The 19869-nt window shown below is 60.2% G+C and carries 17 protein-coding genes; 11 read left to right on the plus strand and 6 right to left on the minus strand.

Features of this window, described 5'->3' with window-relative positions:
- The first annotated feature begins 171 nt into the window (after positions 1–171).
- From topA to rpmG, 4 genes are all read left to right on the plus strand, one after another.
- Complete coding sequence (topA, locus tag VN623_RS03465) at positions 172–2928, plus strand: type I DNA topoisomerase (RefSeq protein WP_325568156.1); 2757 nt, start codon at positions 172–174, stop codon at positions 2926–2928.
- Between the two features lie 23 nt (positions 2929–2951).
- Positions 2952–5240, plus strand: coding sequence for a ribonuclease R (rnr, locus tag VN623_RS03470; RefSeq protein ID WP_325568158.1), 2289 nt, complete (start codon positions 2952–2954; stop codon positions 5238–5240).
- Between the two features lie 58 nt (positions 5241–5298).
- The gene (locus VN623_RS03475) at positions 5299–5775 is read left to right on the plus strand and encodes a DUF983 domain-containing protein (protein WP_325568160.1); all 477 of its coding nucleotides are present in this window, start codon (positions 5299–5301) and stop codon (positions 5773–5775) included.
- A 252-nt stretch (positions 5776–6027) separates the two neighbouring features.
- Positions 6028–6195 carry a 50S ribosomal protein L33 gene (gene rpmG, locus VN623_RS03480; RefSeq protein ID WP_015598735.1) on the plus strand — a complete coding sequence of 56 codons (168 nt, stop codon included), beginning with the start codon at positions 6028–6030 and terminating at the stop codon, positions 6193–6195.
- Positions 6196–6781: 586 nt separating this feature from the next.
- Here the strand turns inward: rpmG and VN623_RS03485 are convergent.
- Together VN623_RS03485 and VN623_RS03490 are read right to left on the minus strand one after the other, a co-directional pair.
- Complete coding sequence (locus tag VN623_RS03485; RefSeq protein WP_325568162.1) at positions 6782–8152, minus strand: PleD family two-component system response regulator; 1371 nt, start codon at positions 8150–8152, stop codon at positions 6782–6784.
- A gap of 30 nt (positions 8153–8182) precedes the next feature.
- Positions 8183–8617, minus strand: coding sequence for a response regulator (locus VN623_RS03490; protein ID WP_325568164.1), 435 nt, complete (start codon positions 8615–8617; stop codon positions 8183–8185).
- Positions 8618–8741: 124 nt separating this feature from the next.
- Between VN623_RS03490 and VN623_RS03495 the strand changes: the two genes are divergently transcribed.
- Entirely contained in the window at positions 8742–9032 is a 291-nt protein-coding gene (locus VN623_RS03495; RefSeq protein WP_325568166.1) for a DUF3572 domain-containing protein, read from the plus strand.
- 58 nt (positions 9033–9090) lie between these two features.
- Here VN623_RS03495 and VN623_RS03500 read toward each other — a convergent pair whose 3' ends face one another.
- Positions 9091–9963 carry a cell envelope integrity EipB family protein gene (locus VN623_RS03500; RefSeq protein WP_325568168.1) on the minus strand — a complete coding sequence of 291 codons (873 nt, stop codon included), beginning with the start codon at positions 9961–9963 and terminating at the stop codon, positions 9091–9093.
- Positions 9964–10090: 127 nt separating this feature from the next.
- Here VN623_RS03500 and VN623_RS03505 point away from each other — a divergent pair, with 127 nt between their 5' ends.
- The 4 genes from VN623_RS03505 to VN623_RS03520 all read left to right on the plus strand — a co-directional run bounded on the left by VN623_RS03505 (position 10091) and on the right by VN623_RS03520 (position 13122).
- Positions 10091–10552, plus strand: a complete 462-nt coding sequence (locus VN623_RS03505) for a RidA family protein (protein WP_325568170.1) — start codon at positions 10091–10093, stop codon at positions 10550–10552.
- A 4-nt stretch (positions 10553–10556) separates the two neighbouring features.
- The gene (locus tag VN623_RS03510; RefSeq protein WP_325568172.1) at positions 10557–11306 is read left to right on the plus strand and encodes a glycerophosphodiester phosphodiesterase family protein; all 750 of its coding nucleotides are present in this window, start codon (positions 10557–10559) and stop codon (positions 11304–11306) included.
- Between the two features lie 167 nt (positions 11307–11473).
- Entirely contained in the window at positions 11474–12646 is a 1173-nt protein-coding gene (locus VN623_RS03515) for a GNAT family N-acetyltransferase (protein ID WP_325568174.1), read from the plus strand.
- A gap of 53 nt (positions 12647–12699) precedes the next feature.
- Complete coding sequence (locus tag VN623_RS03520) at positions 12700–13122, plus strand: HIT family protein (protein WP_325568176.1); 423 nt, start codon at positions 12700–12702, stop codon at positions 13120–13122.
- A gap of 276 nt (positions 13123–13398) precedes the next feature.
- On the opposite strand, the gene clpA is transcribed toward VN623_RS03520, so the two are convergent.
- Positions 13399–15849, minus strand: coding sequence for an ATP-dependent Clp protease ATP-binding subunit ClpA (gene clpA, locus VN623_RS03525; RefSeq protein ID WP_325568178.1), 2451 nt, complete (start codon positions 15847–15849; stop codon positions 13399–13401).
- Between the two features lie 7 nt (positions 15850–15856).
- Positions 15857–16246 carry an ATP-dependent Clp protease adapter ClpS gene (clpS, locus tag VN623_RS03530; protein ID WP_325568180.1) on the minus strand — a complete coding sequence of 130 codons (390 nt, stop codon included), beginning with the start codon at positions 16244–16246 and terminating at the stop codon, positions 15857–15859.
- Between the two features lie 531 nt (positions 16247–16777).
- Here clpS and VN623_RS03535 point away from each other — a divergent pair.
- Both VN623_RS03535 and VN623_RS03540 read left to right on the plus strand, forming a co-directional pair.
- Positions 16778–18712, plus strand: coding sequence for a serine hydrolase (locus VN623_RS03535; protein ID WP_325568182.1), 1935 nt, complete (start codon positions 16778–16780; stop codon positions 18710–18712).
- Between the two features lie 68 nt (positions 18713–18780).
- Positions 18781–19146 (plus strand): cupin domain-containing protein, encoded by a 366-nt coding sequence (locus VN623_RS03540; protein ID WP_414653158.1) that lies wholly within the window; start codon positions 18781–18783, stop codon positions 19144–19146.
- A 21-nt stretch (positions 19147–19167) separates the two neighbouring features.
- Here the strand turns inward: VN623_RS03540 and VN623_RS03545 are convergent.
- A partial coding sequence (locus VN623_RS03545) for an aldehyde dehydrogenase family protein (RefSeq protein ID WP_325568184.1) occupies positions 19168–19869 on the minus strand: 702 nt, incomplete at its 5' end.

A 19869-nucleotide genomic window follows, 5' to 3' on the forward strand; every position in this document is an offset into this window, starting at 1 on the left:
CTCTCCCACTGGTTGCAAGTAATAATACACATATATCTACAGTAGATTTCGGGCTGCATTTGACACTGCAGCGGCGATCAACCATGTTCCCGGCCCGCCGCATGACGGCCGATAAAGGCCTGCGCCCGGCCAAGTTGCCGATTTTGCGCGGCGCAGGAGCGAATATCCCAGATGAACGTCGTCATCGTCGAATCCGCCGCTAAGGCCAAGACGATCAACAAATATTTAGGTCCCGGCTACAAGGTCATCGCATCCTACGGGCATGTGCGTGACCTGCCGGCGAAGAACGGCTCGGTGGAGCCCGACAACGATTTTGCCATGCATTGGGACGTTGACGGCAAGTCCCAGAAAATTATGCGGGAAATCGCCGAAGCGGTCAAAAAAGCCGACAAGCTGATCCTGGCGACCGACCCCGATCGCGAGGGTGAAGCCATCTCCTGGCACATCCTGCAAATCCTGAACGACAAAAAGGCGCTGAAGAAGGGCGTCGAGGTCGAGCGAGTCGCCTTCAACGCCATCACCAAGCAGTCGATTCTCGCGGCGATGAAAGAGCCTCGCGAGATCGATCAGCCGCTGGTTTCCGCCTATTTGGCGCGCCGCGCGCTCGATTATCTCGTCGGCTTCACGCTGTCGCCCGTGCTTTGGCGCAAGCTGCCCGGTGCCCGCTCGGCAGGTCGCGTGCAATCTGTAGCCTTGAGGCTCGTCTGCGATCGAGAGGCCGAGATCGAGGCCTTCAGGACGGATGAATACTGGACGATCGAGGCCCTGCTTGCCACGGCCAAGAACGAAGATGTCAAAGCTCGCCTCGTCGCTATCGGCGGGACGGCGCTGAAGAAGCTCGACATCAAGGACGAAGCCTCGGCCACCGCCATCAAGGCGGCAATCGAAGGCCAGGATTTCCGCGTCGCGTCGGTTGAGAAGAAAGCCGCCAAGCGCAACCCTTATCCGCCGTTCACGACCTCGACGCTGCAGATGGACGCCTCACGCAAGCTCGGCTTCTCGGCCAAGCAGACGATGCAGATCGCCCAGCGCCTTTACGAAGGCGTCGACATCGGCGGCGAGACGGTCGGCCTCATCACATACATGCGAACCGACGGCGTTCAGATCGTTGCCGAAGCCGTCGGCCATATCCGCGATGTCATCTCTGCCGAATTCGGCAAGCGCTATACGCCGTTCGCCCGCGAGTACAAAACCAAGGCGAAGAACGCTCAGGAAGCGCACGAAGCGATCCGCCCGACCGATCCGCGCCGCACGCCCGATATTGTCCGCAAGCATCTCGATCGCGACCAGGCTGCCCTCTACGATTTGATCTGGAAGCGCGCCATCGCCAGCCAGATGGCCCCGGCCGATCTGGAACAGACGGTTGCAGAGATCGAAGTCAAAGGCGCCGACGGCAAGGCTTACGGATTGCGGGCCAACGGCTCGGTTCTGATGTTCGACGGTTTCCTCAAAGTCTACGAGGAAGGCCGCGACGATCGCGTTCGCTACATCGAAAAGGGCAAGGACGATCCGGAAGGCGAAGAGGACAATCGGCGCCTGCCGCCACTGACCGCCGGCGATCACCTCAAGGATAAAGAGGTCAGCGCCGATCAGCACTTCACGCAACCACCGCCGCGCTTTTCCGAAGCGACGCTCGTCAAGCGCATGGAAGAACTCGGCATAGGCCGGCCGTCGACGTATGCCTCGACGATGGCCGTGCTGGTCGATCGCGACTACGTGCGCATCGAAAAAAAGCGGCTCGTCCCCGAGGACAAGGGGCGTCTGGTCATCGCCTTCCTCGAAAGCTTTTTCAAACGCTACGTCGAATACGATTTTACCGCCGACCTCGAGGAAAAGCTCGACCTCATCTCGAACAATGAACTCGCCTACAAGGACGTGCTGCGCGATTTCTGGCGTGACTTCACCGGCGCCGTCGGCGAGATCAAGGATTTGCGCGTCGGCGACGTGCTGGAAGCCCTGAACGAAATTCTCGGGCCGCACGTTTTCCCCGATCGCGGCGATGGCACCGACCCGCGCCAATGTCCGAAGTGCGGTGTCGGACGCTTGAGCCTCAAGATTTCCGGCAAGTACGGAGCCTTCATCGGCTGCGGAAATTATCCCGAATGCAACTTCACACGCCAACTGACGCAGAGTGACAATGGCGACGCTGCGCTCGACGGCAAGATCCTTGGCTATACCGACGACGGCGTCGCGGTTTCGCTGCGCACCGGCCGCTTTGGGCCCTACGTGCAGCTCGGCGAAGCCGACGGCGATGAAAAGCCGAAGCGGTCGAGCATTCCAAAGGGTATCGACGCCGCGACGCTCGATTTCGAAAAAGCGTTGCAGCTCTTGTCGCTGCCGCGCGAGGTCGGGCTGCATCCCGAAACGGCGACGCCGATCACCGCCGGGCTCGGCCGCTATGGACCGTTCATCCTGCACGACGGCACCTACGCCAATCTCGACAACATCGAGGAAGTCTTCTCGATCGGCCTCAATCGCGCCGTGACGCTATTGGCCGAGAAACGTGCCGGCGGTGGCAAAAGCCGCTTCCAGCGCAACGCTCCGAAGGTTCTGAAAGACCTTGGCGAGCACCCGAGCGAGGGCGGCAAGGTTCAAGTTCTGGAAGGACGCTACGGCCCTTACGTTACGCACAACAAAGTCAATGCCACGGTGCCGAAGTCAAAAGATGCGACAGCACTGACTATGGACGATGCCGTTACGCTTCTTGCCGAACGCGTTGCGAATGGCGGTGGCAAGAAGTCTAAAAAGGCTAAAGCAGCGCCGAAGCCGAAAGCCGCCAAGGCAACGGCGGCAAAGTCATCGAAAAGCACCTCGAGCACCTCGTCTTCGGCACCAAAGAAATCGGCGAAGCCGGCAACCACGCCGGCAGCTAAAAAGGCAACGCCGGCACCGGCCTCTGCTAAGAAACTTGCGAAGGCCAAAGTCTGATAAAGAAACCACGAGGCGCGACGGTGGCCCGCAAATCGCACCCAGCGCGGGATCCCGCCAATGGCGGCCTTCCAAGCAAGAAGCAGATCCTCGATTTCCTCAATTCGGCGCAGGGCAAAGCCGGAAAGCGCGAAATCGCGCGTGCCTTTGGCGTCTCCGGCGGGGCGCGCATCGCGTTGAAACGCCTGCTGGCAGAAATGGCAGCTGACGGCACGCTTGGCGGCGATAAAAAACACCTGCGCGAAAAGGGAAAGTTACCACCGGTGGCGGTGCTGGAAGTCACTGGCCGCGACAGCGACGGCGATCTCGTTGCAAAACCGCTGGAGTGGGAAGCCGACGATGGCGGCCGGCCCGTCGTGCGTCTGCGGCGCGCCGAGCGCGGCATCGACGATAGCGACATCGGCATCGGTGACCGCGTCCTGGCACGTGTCACGAGACTGCCGCGAGACAGTGGCGGCGCCACCCATGAAGCAACGCCGATCAAGAAGCTGCCGCGTGAAAAACGCCGCCTTCTCGGAATTTTCCGCAAGTCGGCACGCGGCGGCGGCATGATCGAGCCGATCGATCGCAAGGAATTGAAGAGTTGGCCAATCCTTCCCGATGACGTTGCTACCGCACGCGACGGCGATCTTGTCCGTTTCGAACTCGTCCGGCGCGGTCGGTTCGCGACGCCGCGCGCCGAGATCGTTGAAAGTCTCGGCAATCCTGACGACCAACGGCAAATCTCGCTGATCGCGATCCACGCCCACGGTATCCCGGAAGACTTTCCGGAAAGCGTGCTCGAGGAATGCAAGACGCTTCCATCGCCGACGATGCAGGGGCGCACGGACCTGCGTTCGTTGCTGCTCCTCACCATCGACCCTGTCGACGCGCGCGATCACGACGACGCCGTGCACGCGCAGGCCGACAGCGACCCGAAAAATTCCGGAGGCTGGGTCGTGACGGTCGCCATCGCCGACGTTGCGCACTACATTCGCCCCGGCTCGAAAATTGATCGCGAAGCCCAGCTACGCGGCAATTCCGTCTACTTCCCCGACCGCGTCGTACCGATGCTGCCGGAAAAAATTTCGAACGACCTCTGCTCGCTGCGCGAACTCGAAGAGCGGCCTTGTCTCGCGGTGCGGATGATCTTCGATCGGCACGGCGAAAAGCGCAGCCACGCATTTGTGCGCGCCATGATGCGTTCGGCAGCCAAGCTCTCTTACCAGGAAGCACAGGCGGCCATCGACGGAGCGCCGTCCGACAAGTGCCTGCCGCTGGTCGACAGCGCGCTGAAGCCGCTCTGGTCGGCCTACAAGGCCGTTGCGACGGCACGCGACAAGCGCGGTCCGCTCGATCTCGATCTACCGGAGCGGAAGATCGTTCTCGACGACAAGGGCCGGGTCGAGCGCGTCGTGACGCCACAACGGCTCGATGCCCACCGGCTCATCGAAGAGTTCATGATTCAGGCGAACGTCGCAGCCGCCGAAACGCTCGAAGAAAAGCGCTTGCCCCTCGTCTATCGCGTGCATGACGCTCCGAGTGCCGAGAAGCTCAAGGGCCTCAGGGATTTTCTCGAAACGCTCGACATGAAAGTTCCGCATGCAGGCGCTTTGAGGCCGGAAGCTTTCAACAAGGTGCTTGCTCAGGCGAAAGACCTGCCTGTTCCCGATCTCATAAACGAAGTCATTTTGCGCTCGCAGTCACAGGCCGAGTACACACCGAAGAACATCGGCCATTTCGGATTGAACCTCGTCCGCTACGCGCATTTTACTTCGCCGATCCGCCGTTATGCCGACCTGCTCGTGCACCGGGCGCTGGTACGCGCGCTTGACTTGGGACCCGATGGACTGACGGACGACGAAATCCCGCGCCTCGCCAGCATTGCCAAGGCGATTTCCGATACCGAGCGCCGTGCGATGGCAGCCGAACGCGAAACGACTGATCGGCTGATCGCCGCACATCTCGCCGATCAGGTCGGCGCAGTATTTCCGGCCCGCATCGCAGGCGTCATCCGGTCGGGCTTGTTCGTGCGCCTCAAAGACACCGGAGCCGACGGCTATATTCCGATCTCGAGCCTTGCAGACGATTACTATCACCACGTCGAAGCCGCCCATGCGCTCGTCGGCGCGAGAACGGGCGCCGGATATCGGCTGGGTGACACCGTCGAGGTGCGCCTGCTCGAAGCAATCCCCTCGGCGGGTGCGCTGCGGTTCGAGATGCTGACGCCGCCATCGCGCGCCAACGTCGCATCGCTGAAACATCCGGGCGGCGGTCGCCCCCGGCAGCACCGGCAAAAAAACTTCGGCAAGCCGCACAAGCAGCGCCGATAACGCCGCAGCGACACGCCTTTGCCTTGACCGGAATTACAATCGACCCAACACTACGCATATGACCGAAGACATCTCCGAGAATGCCCATCAAGTCACGACGTTCGGCGGATATCCGGATCGTGATGCTTGGCTGGCCGTCAGACGCGGCTGGGGCTTGCGCTGTCCGAGCTGCGGCGAAGGGGCGCTCTACTGGAAATATTTGAAGGTGAACGATACGTGCCCATCATGCGGCACGGAACTTCATCACCATCGCGCCGACGATGCGCCGCCGTATTTCGTCATGACAATCACCGCCCATGTCGTGGTCGGTGGTGTTCTGATCCTCGAGAAGCTTTACGCGCCCGCGACGTGGGTTCAGCTCGCGATCTGGACGCCCGTGCTCATCCTGCTCAGCCTTTGGTTGCTACCGAGGGTCAAGGGCGGGCTGATCGGCTATCAGTGGGCGCTGAAGATGCACGGTTTCGGGAATACGGCCTTTGACGATCCGGAGTTTGGGCTTCCGCGCAGCGAACCCAAATCACTCGGCTCCTCCTAGAACTTTAGTAGGACTGAACGATCTTCCGCCATCCACTCAACAAATATCGAAATGCGAGGCTTCGAGCCGCCGTAACAGCCTAGAACGTCAGACGAATAATCTCCCGCGACTTTCCATGCCTGCGGCTTTCGGCGCACCCCGGTCTACTGCAGAACGACCTTGTCGCCACCTTGACATGTGAAGCTTCGCGCGTATGTTGCGGCCTCCGTCGCCAAAAAGTTTTTGGCGACTTTTTCTTCGAAGGCATCCGCCATGGCGAAGCCCATTACGCAAAAGATCAAGTTGTTGTCCTCGGCTGGCACTGGATTTTTCTACGTCACAAAGAAAAATCCGCGGACCTCGACGGAAAAGCTCGTTTTCAAGAAATATGATCCCGTCGCGCGTAAGCACGTCGAGTTCAAGGAAACAAAAATTAAGTAAGCGCCGTGGCGCCTTCAGCAGGCGGCCGTTGAACTCTCAAATCAATGATTAAGAGGTTCATTACTCCGGAAGTGCTAGTGGCCAGAGCCTAAAGCAAACTCGGCAGCGGGGTAAATCGTTCCGAGACAGCTTCGCGACCCTGGCCACAACCGGGCGAGGTTCAAAGAGGGCGTTGTTCCTCTCCCAGCTTCGCGATCGACCCTCTGCAACCGTTCGAGGAGGCCACTCGTGTGGTCGCTCGGATCGATCTATACCCACCCTATCAGGCTATGCGGCGGGCCCAATAGTGCGGGAACCTTGAAACGCCACCCTCCGACACGCGCACGCGGACGGGCGACGCAAAACTGCTGTGATTTCTCAGGTTATCCCCGTTTAATCCGGCAAAGTGGTGCCAGAACTCAGTTCAGAAAGCAAGAACTGCTTTACAAGTGTCTGAGCCGCAACGATTCGCTGTTTTGCTGCCACTGTGCAGGCACCATTAAGTGTCTGGAACGGCTCTGTTTTAAACGAATGTCCTGGAAGCTAGTGGCTTGTTAGCCGGCAGGCCATTAATGGCGAGCCGATCTGACCCACACAGTGTGGCTGCTCAGGCAGCATCCGCGACGACGCGGTTACGCCCGCGCCGCTTGGCCGTATAGAGCGCATTGTCGGCGCGTTTGAATATCGTTTCCGGCGTGTCGTCCGGACGCTCCAATGTACCGATGCCGACGCTCGCGGTAACGCGCACGCTCTGATCTGCGCTGATCGGGAAATTGTCCGACGCCACGCAGGCGCGCAAACGCTCGCCGACTTGATACGCACGAGCGACGTCGGTATCCGGCATGATGATGACGAATTCCTCGCCCCCGAGCCGGCACGCAAGGTCGATGCCGCGCGTGTTCCGCTTCAGACGCACCGCGAATTCCTTGAGCACCGCATCACCGACGTCATGCCCATAGGTGTCGTTGACGTTCTTGAAATGGTCGATGTCGGCGACCAGCATCGACAATTTGCGGCCCGTACGGATCGCTTCCGAAACGAGGGTCCGGAGATGGCCTTCCATATAGCGCCGATTATGCAATCCCGTCAGCGCGTCGGTGATCGACAGCTCGACGCTTTCCGCCAGGCGATGGCGCAGGAAATCCGAATGACGCTTGCGCTTGATCTGCGTCCTGACGCGCGCCAGCAGTTCGTGGCGGTCGATCGGGCGCATCAGATAGTCGTTGACGCCCATATCGAGCCCGCGAAGCAGGCGCGCTTCGTCACCCGGCTCGACCAGAATGATGACCGGCAGATGCCGCGTGCGCTCGAGGGAGCGGACTTGCGAACAAAGCCTCAGACCGTCGGCGCCCTGCAATGACAGGCTGACCACAAGCAAATCGAAATTGCTCTCGGCAAGCTTCAGCAGAGCCGCGTGTGCATCACGCTCCGCAAAGGCATCATTGCCCTTGGACAAAACTTCGAGCAGCCGGGCAGCCGAGCGGGGATGATCGTCAACGAGCAGAACTCGGCCCGAACGCGCCGAGAGCGCCCGTGCAAACGAGCCATCGTCGGGAATGCCCATCTGCTTGCCGGTCGAAGCCCGCATCATCATCTCATCGTTAAGCATCTTGAGACGAGCGAGATTTTTGACGCGCGTAACGAGGGCGATGTCGTCGACCGGTTTGGTCAGGAAATCATCCGCACCGCTTTCGAGCCCCAGAACCTTGTCGGACGGCTGGTCGAGCGCGGTCACCATCACAACTGGGATGTGGTGAGTCGCATTGTCAGACTTGATGTGCCGGCACGTCTCGAAGCCGTCCATGCCGGGCATCATCACGTCGAGCAGGATGACGTCGACACGCTCGCGCGCCAGCACATCGAGAGCCTGCTGGCCGCTGTTAGCGGTCAACACCTCGAAGTACTCGGCCTGTAGCCGGGCCTCGAGCAGCTTCACGTTGGCTAGAATGTCATCGACGACGAGGACGCGGGCAGTCATGGATCACTGATCTTACGGACAAAAGGACATCTACGATTTCGAGGGGCCGATGAACCTGCGAATCGTCTCGAGGAAAGACATCACAGAAATCGGCTTCGATATATAAGCCTCGCAGCCGCCGGAGCGAATCCGTTCCTCGTCACCCTTCATTGCGAAAGCGGTGACGGCCACGATCGGAATCTGGCAAAGATCGTCATCGTCTTTAAGCCATCTGGTGACCTCGAGGCCGGAGACCTCAGGCAACTGAATGTCCATCAAAATCAAGTCCGGGCGGTGCTTGCGCGCCAGTTCAAGAGCCTCGAAACCATTCCGTGTCTGAATCGTCCGGTACCCGTGCGCCGCCAGCAGATCATTGAAGAGCTTCATGTTGAGCTCGTTGTCCTCGACGATCAGCACAGATTGCGTCGCAAGCCGCGGCTCCGTAGGGCGCCGCTCGACGTCGGGTCTGGATTCCTGATACGTCATGGCAACCGCCTACTCTCTGATCGCGGTCCGTTTGTGCACCGATTCTCGGCGAAACCTTCGCCCCACTTTGCCGCCAAAAGCCGTAACCAACAGTTAAAGACCACGCAACAATTCGGATGCTCGAATGCCGCGACCGGCCTCATCCCATATCGATCTCGCAGGAAGCGAAGCGCTTGCGTTGCAGGTGCTGACATTCCTTCTTTCCGATGCGCCGCGCCTGGAACGTTTCATGTCACTGACCGGGCTCGGTTCGGCGGACATTCGTGCCGCTGCGGAGACACCTGATCTGCAAGCCGCTACTCTCGAATATTTGCTGTCGGATGAGAGTCTGTTGCTGACGTTCTGCCAGGAGGCCGGCGTCGATCCGATGTCGATCGCGCCCGCCCACGGCATCTTGGCCAAGCACGGCCAATGAGCGGGGTCCGAGTCCGCACACGCGCACGTGAGACAGTCTCGTTCTAAAGTCGAAAAACCTAGTGCGCGCTGGCACTCGCCGGGCACTTGCCGGGATCGAGGAACGTCAGCTCCTTCAGCTCGCCCTTGATCGCGAATGAGCCGTAGTCGATTTTGAGATCGCTCGTGACGCCGTTCTCGAAATAACGAAATGACAGCTCGTAGGCGGGCGTCTGATCTTGTTTGTCTTTACCCGCCTCGAAATAGCTGATCGTCATCGGCCAGGAATCGACACCTTGAAGACGGTCGACGCCCTTGGCCGACGCCGCGAGCGTCTTGGCGCCGGTCACGTACTTTTTGCCGATGACCGTCGTGGTCAAATAGTATTTTTCACCCTTTTCCGAGCCGTCGTAGAGATTGGCCGTAAAAATTTTGACGCCGCTCTTGGCCGCCTGAACCAGCGTGTTGGCGTGTTGCATTGGAAAGTAAATATCTGTCGGAAGCGATACGCGCTTCTTCTTTGGCTTTACGAGATCGACGCCGACAATCGGTGTCGAACCCTTGCTGCGCGCCGCATCGCCCTGGCTCGCGTCGGCCAGCACATCGTTCTGATATTGCGTCGAAGAAAATCGCAGTTTCTTGCCGTCGGCCTCTTCCCAGCTCGAATTTCTGAGATCGCTGACCGTGTCTGTGCCTTCCTGATTGGTCATGATCGTAACGAAACGCATGTTCTGTGTGTAGCCGTCACACTGAGATCCGTTGAGTTCATAGACCATTCGGCCCGACACGCCCGAGACGCCCGAACCGGCCGTCGAGTCAGCCATCGAGAGTTCGTAAACGGCGCGATGCGGTGCGAAATGCACGGCTTCGGCGGCGGCGACCGGGAAACTCGCAAGCGTCGCGATAAGCGCCGCAGGCAATGTCCAGACGCTGGCTTTGAAACGGATCGTCATCGGCGGTTTGCTCACTTTTCGCGATAATCGATGCTCGGACGCAATCTAGACGGCCGACAGAGGCATTGCAAAGAGGCCATAGCGCGGCCACAACGTCTTTGAGAACCGCAAATATCGGGTATGCGCCATGATCGACGCCGAACAACGGCTATTCGAACTGGGACTGAAACTGCCTGACGCGCCTCTACCCGTCGCGAATTATGTACCGTTTTTGATATCCGGCGATCAGCTTTTCATATCGGGCCAGGTTTCGAAAGACGACGCCGGACACGTGTTGACCGGCCTCCTCGGTTCCAGCGCCTCCATCGAGGATGGTCGGAAAGCTGCGCGCCATGCGGCGCTCAATATTCTGGCCCAGGCCAAAGCGGCGCTCGGCAGTCTCGATCGCATCGTCCAGGTTTTGCGGCTGACGGGCTACGTCGCCTCGAGTCCGGGATTCAGTGAGCAGCCCAAAGTCATCAACGGTGCCTCCGATCTCCTGGTCGACGTTCTCGGTGATGCAGGCCGGCATACGCGCTCGGCGGTCGGCGTCGCGAGCCTCCCCCTCGGCGCAAGCGTCGAAATCGACGCCATCCTGAAAATCCGTTGATCCGATGTTCGACTGTGCGGCCTTTCTCCGCCCCATCGCCCATCGCGGCCTGCACCGCGCCGGGAAAGGCATCGTCGAAAATACCGGTCCCGCTTTCGAAGCCGCGATCGCGAAAGGCTACGGCATCGAGTGTGACGTGAGGCCGGCAGCCGACGGCTTGCCCGTAGTCTTTCACGACGAAAGGTTGAACCGGCTGATCGACGGTCGTGGACTCGTCGCGAAGATCAAAGCACGTGAATTGCAAACGCTGCGCCATCGCGTCGGCGGAGCGCCCATACTGACGTTTGCCGAGCTTCTCGAACTCGTCGGCGGGCGCGTGCCGCTGCTCGTCGAAATCAAAAGCGAATGGACCCCGCCCGATCAGACATTTCTCGGCGAAATCGCAAGGCTCGCATCCGCCTACGATGGTCCGGTTGCATTGATGTCGTTCGATCCAGCCGTCATGTCGAAAATCAGAACACTGGCCCCCAACGTGGCGCGCGGTATCATTTCCGGAAGCTTCACTGGCGCCGGCTGGTGGACGCGCCGGATTGGCCGAAAGCGCGCCGTCGCGCTGCGCCATCTGCTGGAATCTGGCCCCGTAGCGCCCGATTTCTATGCCTACGAGGTGAATGCGCTACCAGCCCACGTCATAGACTACGTGCGCGCCGTCGCAGGCCTGCCGGTGTTTACATGGACCGTGCGCACGCCGCGACAACGCCAGATTGCCAAAAAATGGGCGGACGCCATGATATTCGAAGGCTTCGAGCCGTAATTTCCGAACGCCGGCTCGCGCATTGCCGCATTGGCCGGCGGCGACACACTCCCAATCTAGATAGAAGTGCTCGCCCCTCCACACGGGGCCGCCCCGCCGTTTCGCTGCTTTGATTTTTTGACGACAAGCTGCGTAGAATTCGGAACCGCCTCGAGACCACGCTGCTCATGTCATCATCGTCCGACGCAACCGTAACGCTCGTACCGTCCATCGCCGAAATCGATGCCGCCCAATGGGATGCTTGCGCCAATCCTGATCCCGCGACGTTCAACCCCTTCGTCAGTCACGCGTTCCTAAAGGCACTCGAGACGTCCCGCACAGTCGGCCGCACCACCGGCTGGCTGCCGCGTCATCTCGTGCTCGAGGACGAAAACGGAAAGGTCGCGGCCGCGGCACCCGCCTACGTCAAATCGCACAGCCAGGGCGAGTACGTGTTCGATCACACCTGGGCGGAGGCCTATGTTCAGGCTGGCGGAAGGTATTATCCAAAATTGCAGATTGCTGTACCGTTTACGCCGGTTCCCGGGCCGCGGCTTCTCGTCAAGCCGGGTCCCAAAGCGATAGCCGATGAAGAGCTACTCGCATCGGCCGCAATCGAGGTCGCCCGGCAAGGCGGGCTGTCGTCGATACATTTGACGTTTCTCGCCGCCGATACCGCGACACGGCTTCGCACGCTCGGATTTCTGACGCGAACCGGCCAGCAATTTCATTGGCAGAACCGTGGCTACACTTCGTTCGACGATTTTCTCGCGACCTTGACGTCGCGGAAACGCAAGGCCGTACGCAAAGAGCGCGAAGCAGCACTGGCCCCGGGCATCGAGATCGAACATCTGACGGGCCCCGCCATCACCGAAGCGCACTGGGACGCCATGTTCGCGTTCTACACGGATACAGGAAATCGTAAATGGGGCCGGCCGTATCTTAACCGCGCGTTTTTCTCTGAGCTTGGCCGCGTCATGCCCGACCGCTCACTGCTCGTCATGGCGAAACGTGACGGACGCTATATCGCGGGCGCCCTCGACCTCATCGGCGGCGACTGCCTCTATGGCCGCTACTGGGGAGCAATAGAACACCACCCGGCCCTGCATTTCGAGGTTTGCTACTATCAGGCGATCGAGTTTGCTATCGCCTCGGGACTGGCGCGCGTCGAAGCCGGCGCCCAGGGCGAGCACAAACTGGCGCGAGGCTATCTGCCGGTCGAAACATATTCCGCGCATTGGATCGCCGATCCCGGACTGCGCCGGGCGGTCGAACGGTTTCTAATGCGCGAAAGCGAAATGGTTACCCGATTTAACGCCGACTTGACCGAGCTTGGTCCCTATCGCAAAGACGAGGCATAGTACCGTCGCCGAAATGTGAAGCCGCCACACGTCGCCGAAAGAGAGCGAGTGCCATGACCTATGATCCAAACAACATCTTCGCGAAGATCCTACGCGGCGAGATCCCATGCCATAAAGTCTACGAGGATGCCGACGCCATCGTCTTCATGGATGTGATGCCGCAATCACCCGGGCACACACTCATTCTGCCGAAGGCTGCGTCGCGCAACCTGTTCGATGCCGATCCAAGCGTGCTCGCCAATCTTGCGCCGCTGGTGCAGAAAGTCGCCGTCGCCGCCAAAGCGGCTTTCAATGCCGACGGCATCAGCGTCATTCAATATAACGAGCCCGCAGGTGGACAATCGGTATTTCACCTGCACTACCACGTAATTCCGCGCTTCGAGGGACTGGCGCTGAAACCGCACTCCGGCAAAATGGAAGACGCCGCCGTTCTTGCGGCCAATGCCGAAAAACTGAAAGCGGCGCTCGCCAAGTAAGCTAAACATCGCGAAAATCCACGCTCTGTTCCAACAAGGCTTGCGAACTCGAACACCCGACCACGTCATGGCCGAGCTTGACCCGGCCATCCAGAAGCCACGCATTCGGCCGTCAGCGACCTATCGCCCTGCATGGCCGCCGCCTCGGAGGGCAGCCATAACGTAACGGACGGTGGTCGACCCGAATCTAAAAGCACCCGGATGCAAAAAAAGCGCGGGATCTGATCGATCACGCGCTCATTTTCTTTGACTACTCGTAGAACGAGCCTCGCGGAGCTAGTCGTCCTTTTTCCTGCGCGGCACGCTCGGCACGGCGCCGGACTCTTTCGGCTTGTCGCCCTTTTCCTTGGGGCCCGGAAGCGCCTTCTTCGGCGTCGCGTCGGCGAGCACGGGCTGCGGACCGTCGTCGTCGGTTTCTTCATCCTCCGACGACTTCGCCTTTTTTGATGGATCGAGCGGCAGGTAGTCGAACGCGAGTACGCGATCGGCCCCCTCGCCTGCTACCATCACTTTGACCGTGCCGCCGTTCTCCAGCTTGCCGAACAGCAGCTCTTCCGCGAGCGGCTTCTTGATGTACTCCTGGATGACGCGCGCCAGCGGCCGGGCGCCGAACTTGTCGTCGTAGCCCTTTTCCGCGATCCACTTCGTTGCCTCTTCCGAAAGCTCGATCGTGACGCTGCGATCGGCAAGCTGCGCCTCGAGCTGGAAGATGAACTTCTCGACCACCTGCGCGATGATTTCCGGTGACAAGCCCGAAAACGGCACGATCGCATCGAGCCGATTGCGAAACTCGGGCGTGAACAGCTTCGTGACTGCTTCCGTATCCTCGCCCTCGCGCTTCATGCGATTGAAGCCCATCGGCGGCCTGGCCATGTCGGAAGCCCCCGCGTTCGTCGTCATGATCAGCACGACGTTGCGGAAATCAACCGACTTGCCGTTGTGATCGGTGAGTTTGCCGTGGTCCATCACCTGCAGCAGGATGTTGAACAGATCCGGATGCGCCTTCTCGATTTCGTCGAGCAGCAACACGCAGTGCGGGTGCTGGTCGACGCCGTCGGTCAGAAGACCACCCTGATCGAAGCCGACATACCCTGGAGGCGCACCGATGAGCCGCGAAATCGTGTGCTTTTCCATGTACTCGGACATGTCGAAGCGCAGAAGTTCGACGCCCATAAGATTGGCGAGCTGCTTGGCAACTTCCGTTTTGCCGACGCCGGTTGGGCCAGAGAACAGATAGCAGCCAATCGGCTTTTCCGGTTCGCGCAGACCCGCGCGCGCCAGCTTGATCGCGCTCGACAGAGCGTCGATCGCCTTGTCCTGTCCGAACACGAGCCGTTTCAAGTCGCGACCAATATGCGAGATGATTTCCGCATCGCTCTTCGAAACCGTCTTTGGCGGCACGCGTGCCATCGTAGCGACCGTCGCTTCGATCTCCTTCGTCGTGATGCGTTTCTTCCGCTTGCCTTCCGGCACGAGCATCTGGGAGGCGCCGGTCTCGTCGATCACGTCGATCGCCTTATCGGGCAACTTGCGGTCATGGATATACCTAGCTGACAACTCGACCGCCGCCTTGATGGCTTCGTTCGTGTACTTCAGCTTGTGGTAGTCCTCGAAAACAGTCTTAAGGCCCTTCAGAATTTCGATTGCATCCTCGACGGTCGGCTCCTTGACGTCGATCTTCTGGAAGCGGCGCACCAACGCCCGATCCTTCTCGAAGTGCTGGCGATATTCCTTGTATGTCGTCGAGCCGATGCAGCGCAGCGTGCCCGACTGCAACGCCGGCTTTAAAAGGTTCGACGCATCCATGGCGCCGCCGGAGGTTGCGCCCGCGCCGATAACCGTATGGATTTCATCGATGAAAAGCACCGCGCCCGGAAACGCTTCGACTTCCTTCATCACCGCTTTGAGGCGTTCTTCGAAGTCGCCGCGATAGCGCGTGCCGGCGAGCAACGCGCCCATGTCGAGCGCGAAGATCGTTGCACCCTTCAAGACGTCGGGCACATGGCCATTGACGATCTTGCGCGCCAAGCCCTCCGCGATCGCCGTCTTGCCGACGCCGGGATCACCGACGAACAGCGGATTGTTCTTCTGACGGCGGCAGAGCACCTGCACGGTGCGCATGACTTCCTGCTCGCGGCCGATCAGCGGATCGATCTTGCCATCGCGGGCCTTCTTGTTGAGGTTGACGCAATAGGTATTGAGCGCGTCGCCGGGCTTCTTCTCCTCACCCTCGGTCGTGCTCGTATCTTCATCGACGCCATGTACCGTGCGCGGCTCGAACATGCCGGGGCGCTTGGCGATCCCATGCGCGATGTATTGGACGGCGTCGAACCGCGTCATCTCCTGCTCCTGCAGGAAAAACGCGGCGTGACTCTCGCGCTCCGAAAAGATGCCGACGAGCACATTTGCGCCCGTCACTTCTTCGCGCCCCGATGTCTGAACGTGGACGATGGCCCGCTGCACGACACGCTGGAACGAATTTGTCGGATGCGCGTCGCGCGAAGCCTTCGACACGATCGGTTTCAATTCCGTGTCGAGGTACTCGATGAGGCGGGCGCGAAGCTGCTCGAGATCGACCGAGCAGGCACGCATGACGGCGGCCGCGTCGCGATCATCGACGAGCGCCAGCAGCAAATGTTCCAGCGTCGCGAATTCGTGGTGGCGCACATTCGCATATTGCACCGCGCGGTGCAGCGAAGCTTCGAGATTTTTGGAGAGCGATGTCAATCCAATCCTACTCTTTCTCCATGGTGCACTGTAAAGGGTGGCCATGCTGGCGTGAAAAGTCCATGACCTGCGTCACCTTGGTTTCTGCAACTTCGTAAGTGTACACGCCGCAAATTCCGACACCTTTGTGGTGAACGTGCAGCATGATCCGCGTCGCGTCTTCCTGACCCTTATTGAAGAAGCGTTGCAGCACGAGCACGACGAATTCCATCGGTGTAAAGTCATCATTCAACAGCAGAACCTTATAGAGGTTCGGCTTCTTAGTCTTGGGTCTGGTTTTGGTGACGATGCCGGTCTTCGAATCGCCGTCGTCCCGGCGTGGACCGTCAGGCGGATCATCGCTCCCCGCGAGCTTGACCGCCGCCGCAAACTGCAAATCTTTATCCTCCAACTTCATCTCGCACCTCGGGCTGCAGCCCGAATCCCTCATTCCCTTAGAACTTAGTCGTCAACCGGGGCATGTTGGAGGCCGAAAAGCTACGCTAGAACCGCCAAATGGGAACCACCGGGCACCTCCCAAAGCCTACGAATGTCCAGTGGAAACGCCCGTAGCCATCCAGCGCTATATAGGCACGCCGCCGAATAAAAAACAGAACGTGCCGAGTGCCGCAGGCAAGCGGCACTGGACGTACGTGCCCCAGAGGGTGGGAAATCCCCCGCACTGAAACCTTCGACCTTCGACTGGTCGCTGACGCCCCGGTCGCCGCCCATCCAGCGGACAGAAACTCGGCGCGCCGTGCCAGTCCATTCAGAACCCAATTCTAACCCTTTATCTCGAACCGGAACAGCCGTTGACGCTGTGTTTACTGCGTCCTTTAACGCTGCTTCAGTCCATCCGCCTTACAATTCGCAACAGTACCCGAGGGCGCCCTAGGTTTCGACGCCCAAAAGGTGCCTAAAAACAGTGCTCTGCTATCGGAAACGACAGGTGGGGCGTGCCGCATCGGAGCCAAGTGGCCAACCTGCGGCATTGGAATACGAAAAAAGCCATCTGGTTTACCGGATGGTCAGAGGGATCGGCGTCGTGTTGCATCGGGCGTTGGCGTTCGCGCTGACATTTTCGGCCGCGTTTGGCCTAATTTCGCAGGGCGCGGAGGCTCGGCCCGAGCGCCACGCCGCGATGATCGTCGACGCCAATACGGGCGCCGTCTTGCACAACGACGACGGCGACAAGATTCGCCACCCTGCCTCGCTCACCAAGATGATGACGCTCTACCTGACGTTCGAGACGATAGAGTCCGGTCGGCTCAAGATGTCGGACAAAATCTCGATTTCCGAGGCCGCGGCCTCCGTCGCTCCCTCCAAGCTTGATCTCGACCCCGGCGAAGAGATCGCGGTTTCCGACGCCATCCTGGCGCTGATTACGAAGTCCGCGAACGACATTGCCGTCGCTCTGGCCGAAAAGATCGGCGGCACGCAATCCAATTTCGTTCGCCTCATGAATGATCGCGCCCGCGACATGGGCATGTCGAAGACGCACTTCGAGAATCCGAACGGTCTGCCGAACGACGATCACGTGTCGACGGCGCACGATATGATCACGTTGGCCCTGCACCTGCAGGACGATTACCCGGCCTACTATCGGTTTTTCGCCACGCACGCTTTCACGTACCGCGGAAAAACGTACCGCAATCACAACACGATGCTGAATACTTTTGCTGGCATTGATGGGATCAAGACCGGTTACACGCGGGCCTCGGGATTCAATATCGTGACGTCGGTCCGGCGCGGCAATCGGCACCTGGTCGGTGCTGTGTTCGGCAGTTCAAGCGCGGCGAAGCGCAATGCTGAAATGCGCGTCCTGCTCACGCGAGCTTTGACCAGAGCCTCGACCAAAAATACACGCAAGCCTCAGCCGCTGTTGCTCGCAAAGCTGAAAGCCGGCCCGAAAATCGCGACGCCCGCAGCACCAAAACGCCAAGTCAACGTAGAACTAGCCGACGCAACCGCACCGGAACCTCGTCCATTTGCGCCGGCCAAAACGCAAGATAATGAGCTCGCCGTCCCGAACCCCGGCCCGGTTCTGCGCGCTATGGCAAAATCTCAACCGGCCGCGCCCGTCGAGGCCTCCGAGCCGCCGGTCAAAATTTTCAAGGTCCGGCACGTGCCTATCCTCGAAAAAGCACGCGCGGCACCGCCGTCACCCGACGAAACGACCGATATGGAAGGCATCGACAGCCCGTCCGACGAAACGCCGCGCGAGAGCCGGGGAACGATCGAACCAACTGACCTCGTTCGAACGGCTGCGAAAGACGGTGTCGGCGCTACGGCCTTCGCTGGGAAGCTGTCGCAGCCCTTTGCGGAATCCCGTGCTCGCGATGAGGCTCTCGAAGCCCAAATGGCGAGAGACGAGCGGCGGCCGTCGCCGCTTGACGATAAAATTGCGATGCTTGGCGCAGCCGATACCACGCCGCCCGCGGCCATAGCTGCCCCACAGGCAAGGCAAGCCACCAATACCCAGGAACCTTCAGCTCCTCCGTCACCCGTTGCGGCTCCGCTGCGCGGTCTGCCGCCCTCGACGCTTGCAGCCCAGGCGAGCGCGCTGAAGGCGACTGCAAAACCACGATTTGCAAAATCCCAGCCGGGCGAGGCCGTCGCGCTGCGAGCCACAGCCGGCCGCTACGAGGTACAAATCGGCGCCTTTGGATCAAGTGCCGAAGCCCAGCGCGCGCTCACCGCGGTACAGGGGCGTGTCGGACAGCTGCTTGCCGGTATAGCCCCGGTCACGCATCCAACCACAAAAGACGGCCACCAAATCTTCCGAGCGCGTTTTGCGGGCTTCAATGCCGACCGCGCCGCATCGACCTGCACCGAATTGCGCCGTCAGTCCGTCGACTGCTTCGTCATGGCGGCCGGCGACTAAGCGACTTGTCGCAGCGCAGGCCCAATCGTAGCATCGGGCGTCTTCCATTGCTCACTCAAGGACCAACTGTGACCACCAAATCAGATTTCCCGAAAGTCGTCGATTTTCAAGGCACACTGCCGGCTCCCGAAGTCTACCGGCCGAAACCGGAACGCATCGTCGCCGGCGATCCGGTCCAAGGGGCGCAGACCCTCTTCAAGAGCGCCGACGGGCGTTTCAACAGCGGCATCTGGACGGCCCAGCGCGGAACGTGGCGCGTCGTCTTCCCCGAAAGCGAGTTCTGCCACCTCCTCGAAGGCGTGATCGTCGTGCGCGGAGACGATGGCTCGGAGACAACCTTCAAGGCTGGCGACGCATTCCTGACGCCGTCCGGCTTCACGGGTACATGGGAGATCGTCGAGCCGGCGAAGAAGCTTTATGCGTCCTACGAGTAAGCGGAATCCAGTGCCGCCCGCTCAGCCCTTGCCGCTCAGAAGCGTGTAATTGCCGCCGGTCGCGGTGATGTCGGTCGACCGCGTCCGCTCGGTTGCAAAGCGCGCCAGATAATTCGGGCCGCCGGCCTTTGGTCCGGTGCCCGAAAGTCCCTCGCCGCCGAACGGCTGCGCGCCGACCACGGCGCCGATCTGATTGCGGTTGACGTAGAGATTGCCGACGCGGGCGTTCTCGGCAACGTAGTCGGCGACGCTTTCAATGCGACTGTGTAGACCAAGCGTCAGCCCATAGCCGGTTGCGTTGAGCGCCGCGACGACTTTGTCGAGATGACCACGCTCGTAGCGGATCAAATGCAGAATGGGCCCGAAGACCTCGTGATCGAGACGACTCAGGCGGTCGATTTCGAAAAGCGCCGGGGTGACATACGTCCCCGCTCGGCAGGCCTCTGGCATCGCTACGTCGATGATCTCGCGCCCCTCGCGCTGCATCCGCACTTTGTGGCTCTCGAGCATGTCCTGAGCCGCTTCGTCTATGACGGGTCCAATGTCTATTGCGTAATCGAGAGGATCGCCAACATCGAGAGACTCGATGGCGCCTGCCAGCATGGCTTTGATGCGAGGCGCGTTGTCGTCCTGAACGAACAAGACGCGCGCCGCCGAGCAGCGCTGCCCGGCACTGTCGAAAGCGGACCGTACGGCATCGCGGACCACCTGCTCCGGCAGAGC

It is taken from the genome of Hyphomicrobium sp. (assembly GCF_035572195.1).
Classification (GTDB): domain Bacteria; phylum Pseudomonadota; class Alphaproteobacteria; order Rhizobiales; family Hyphomicrobiaceae; genus Hyphomicrobium_B.

Coding starts and splice junctions, on each gene's coding strand:
- topA (WP_325568156.1), top strand. CDS start 172: ATGAACGTCGTCATCGTCGAATCCGCCGCTAAGGCCAAGACGATCAAC.
- VN623_RS03475 (WP_325568160.1), top strand. CDS start 5,299: ATGACCGAAGACATCTCCGAGAATGCCCATCAAGTCACGACGTTCGGC.
- rpmG (WP_015598735.1), top strand. CDS start 6,028: ATGGCGAAGCCCATTACGCAAAAGATCAAGTTGTTGTCCTCGGCTGGC.
- VN623_RS03485 (WP_325568162.1), bottom strand. CDS start 8,152: ATGACTGCCCGCGTCCTCGTCGTCGATGACATTCTAGCCAACGTGAAG.
- VN623_RS03490 (WP_325568164.1), bottom strand. CDS start 8,617: ATGACGTATCAGGAATCCAGACCCGACGTCGAGCGGCGCCCTACGGAG.
- VN623_RS03495 (WP_325568166.1), top strand. CDS start 8,742: ATGCCGCGACCGGCCTCATCCCATATCGATCTCGCAGGAAGCGAAGCG.
- VN623_RS03500 (WP_325568168.1), bottom strand. CDS start 9,963: ATGACGATCCGTTTCAAAGCCAGCGTCTGGACATTGCCTGCGGCGCTT.
- VN623_RS03505 (WP_325568170.1), top strand. CDS start 10,091: ATGATCGACGCCGAACAACGGCTATTCGAACTGGGACTGAAACTGCCT.
- VN623_RS03510 (WP_325568172.1), top strand. CDS start 10,557: ATGTTCGACTGTGCGGCCTTTCTCCGCCCCATCGCCCATCGCGGCCTG.
- VN623_RS03515 (WP_325568174.1), top strand. CDS start 11,474: ATGTCATCATCGTCCGACGCAACCGTAACGCTCGTACCGTCCATCGCC.
- VN623_RS03520 (WP_325568176.1), top strand. CDS start 12,700: ATGACCTATGATCCAAACAACATCTTCGCGAAGATCCTACGCGGCGAG.
- clpS (WP_325568180.1), bottom strand. CDS start 16,246: ATGAAGTTGGAGGATAAAGATTTGCAGTTTGCGGCGGCGGTCAAGCTC.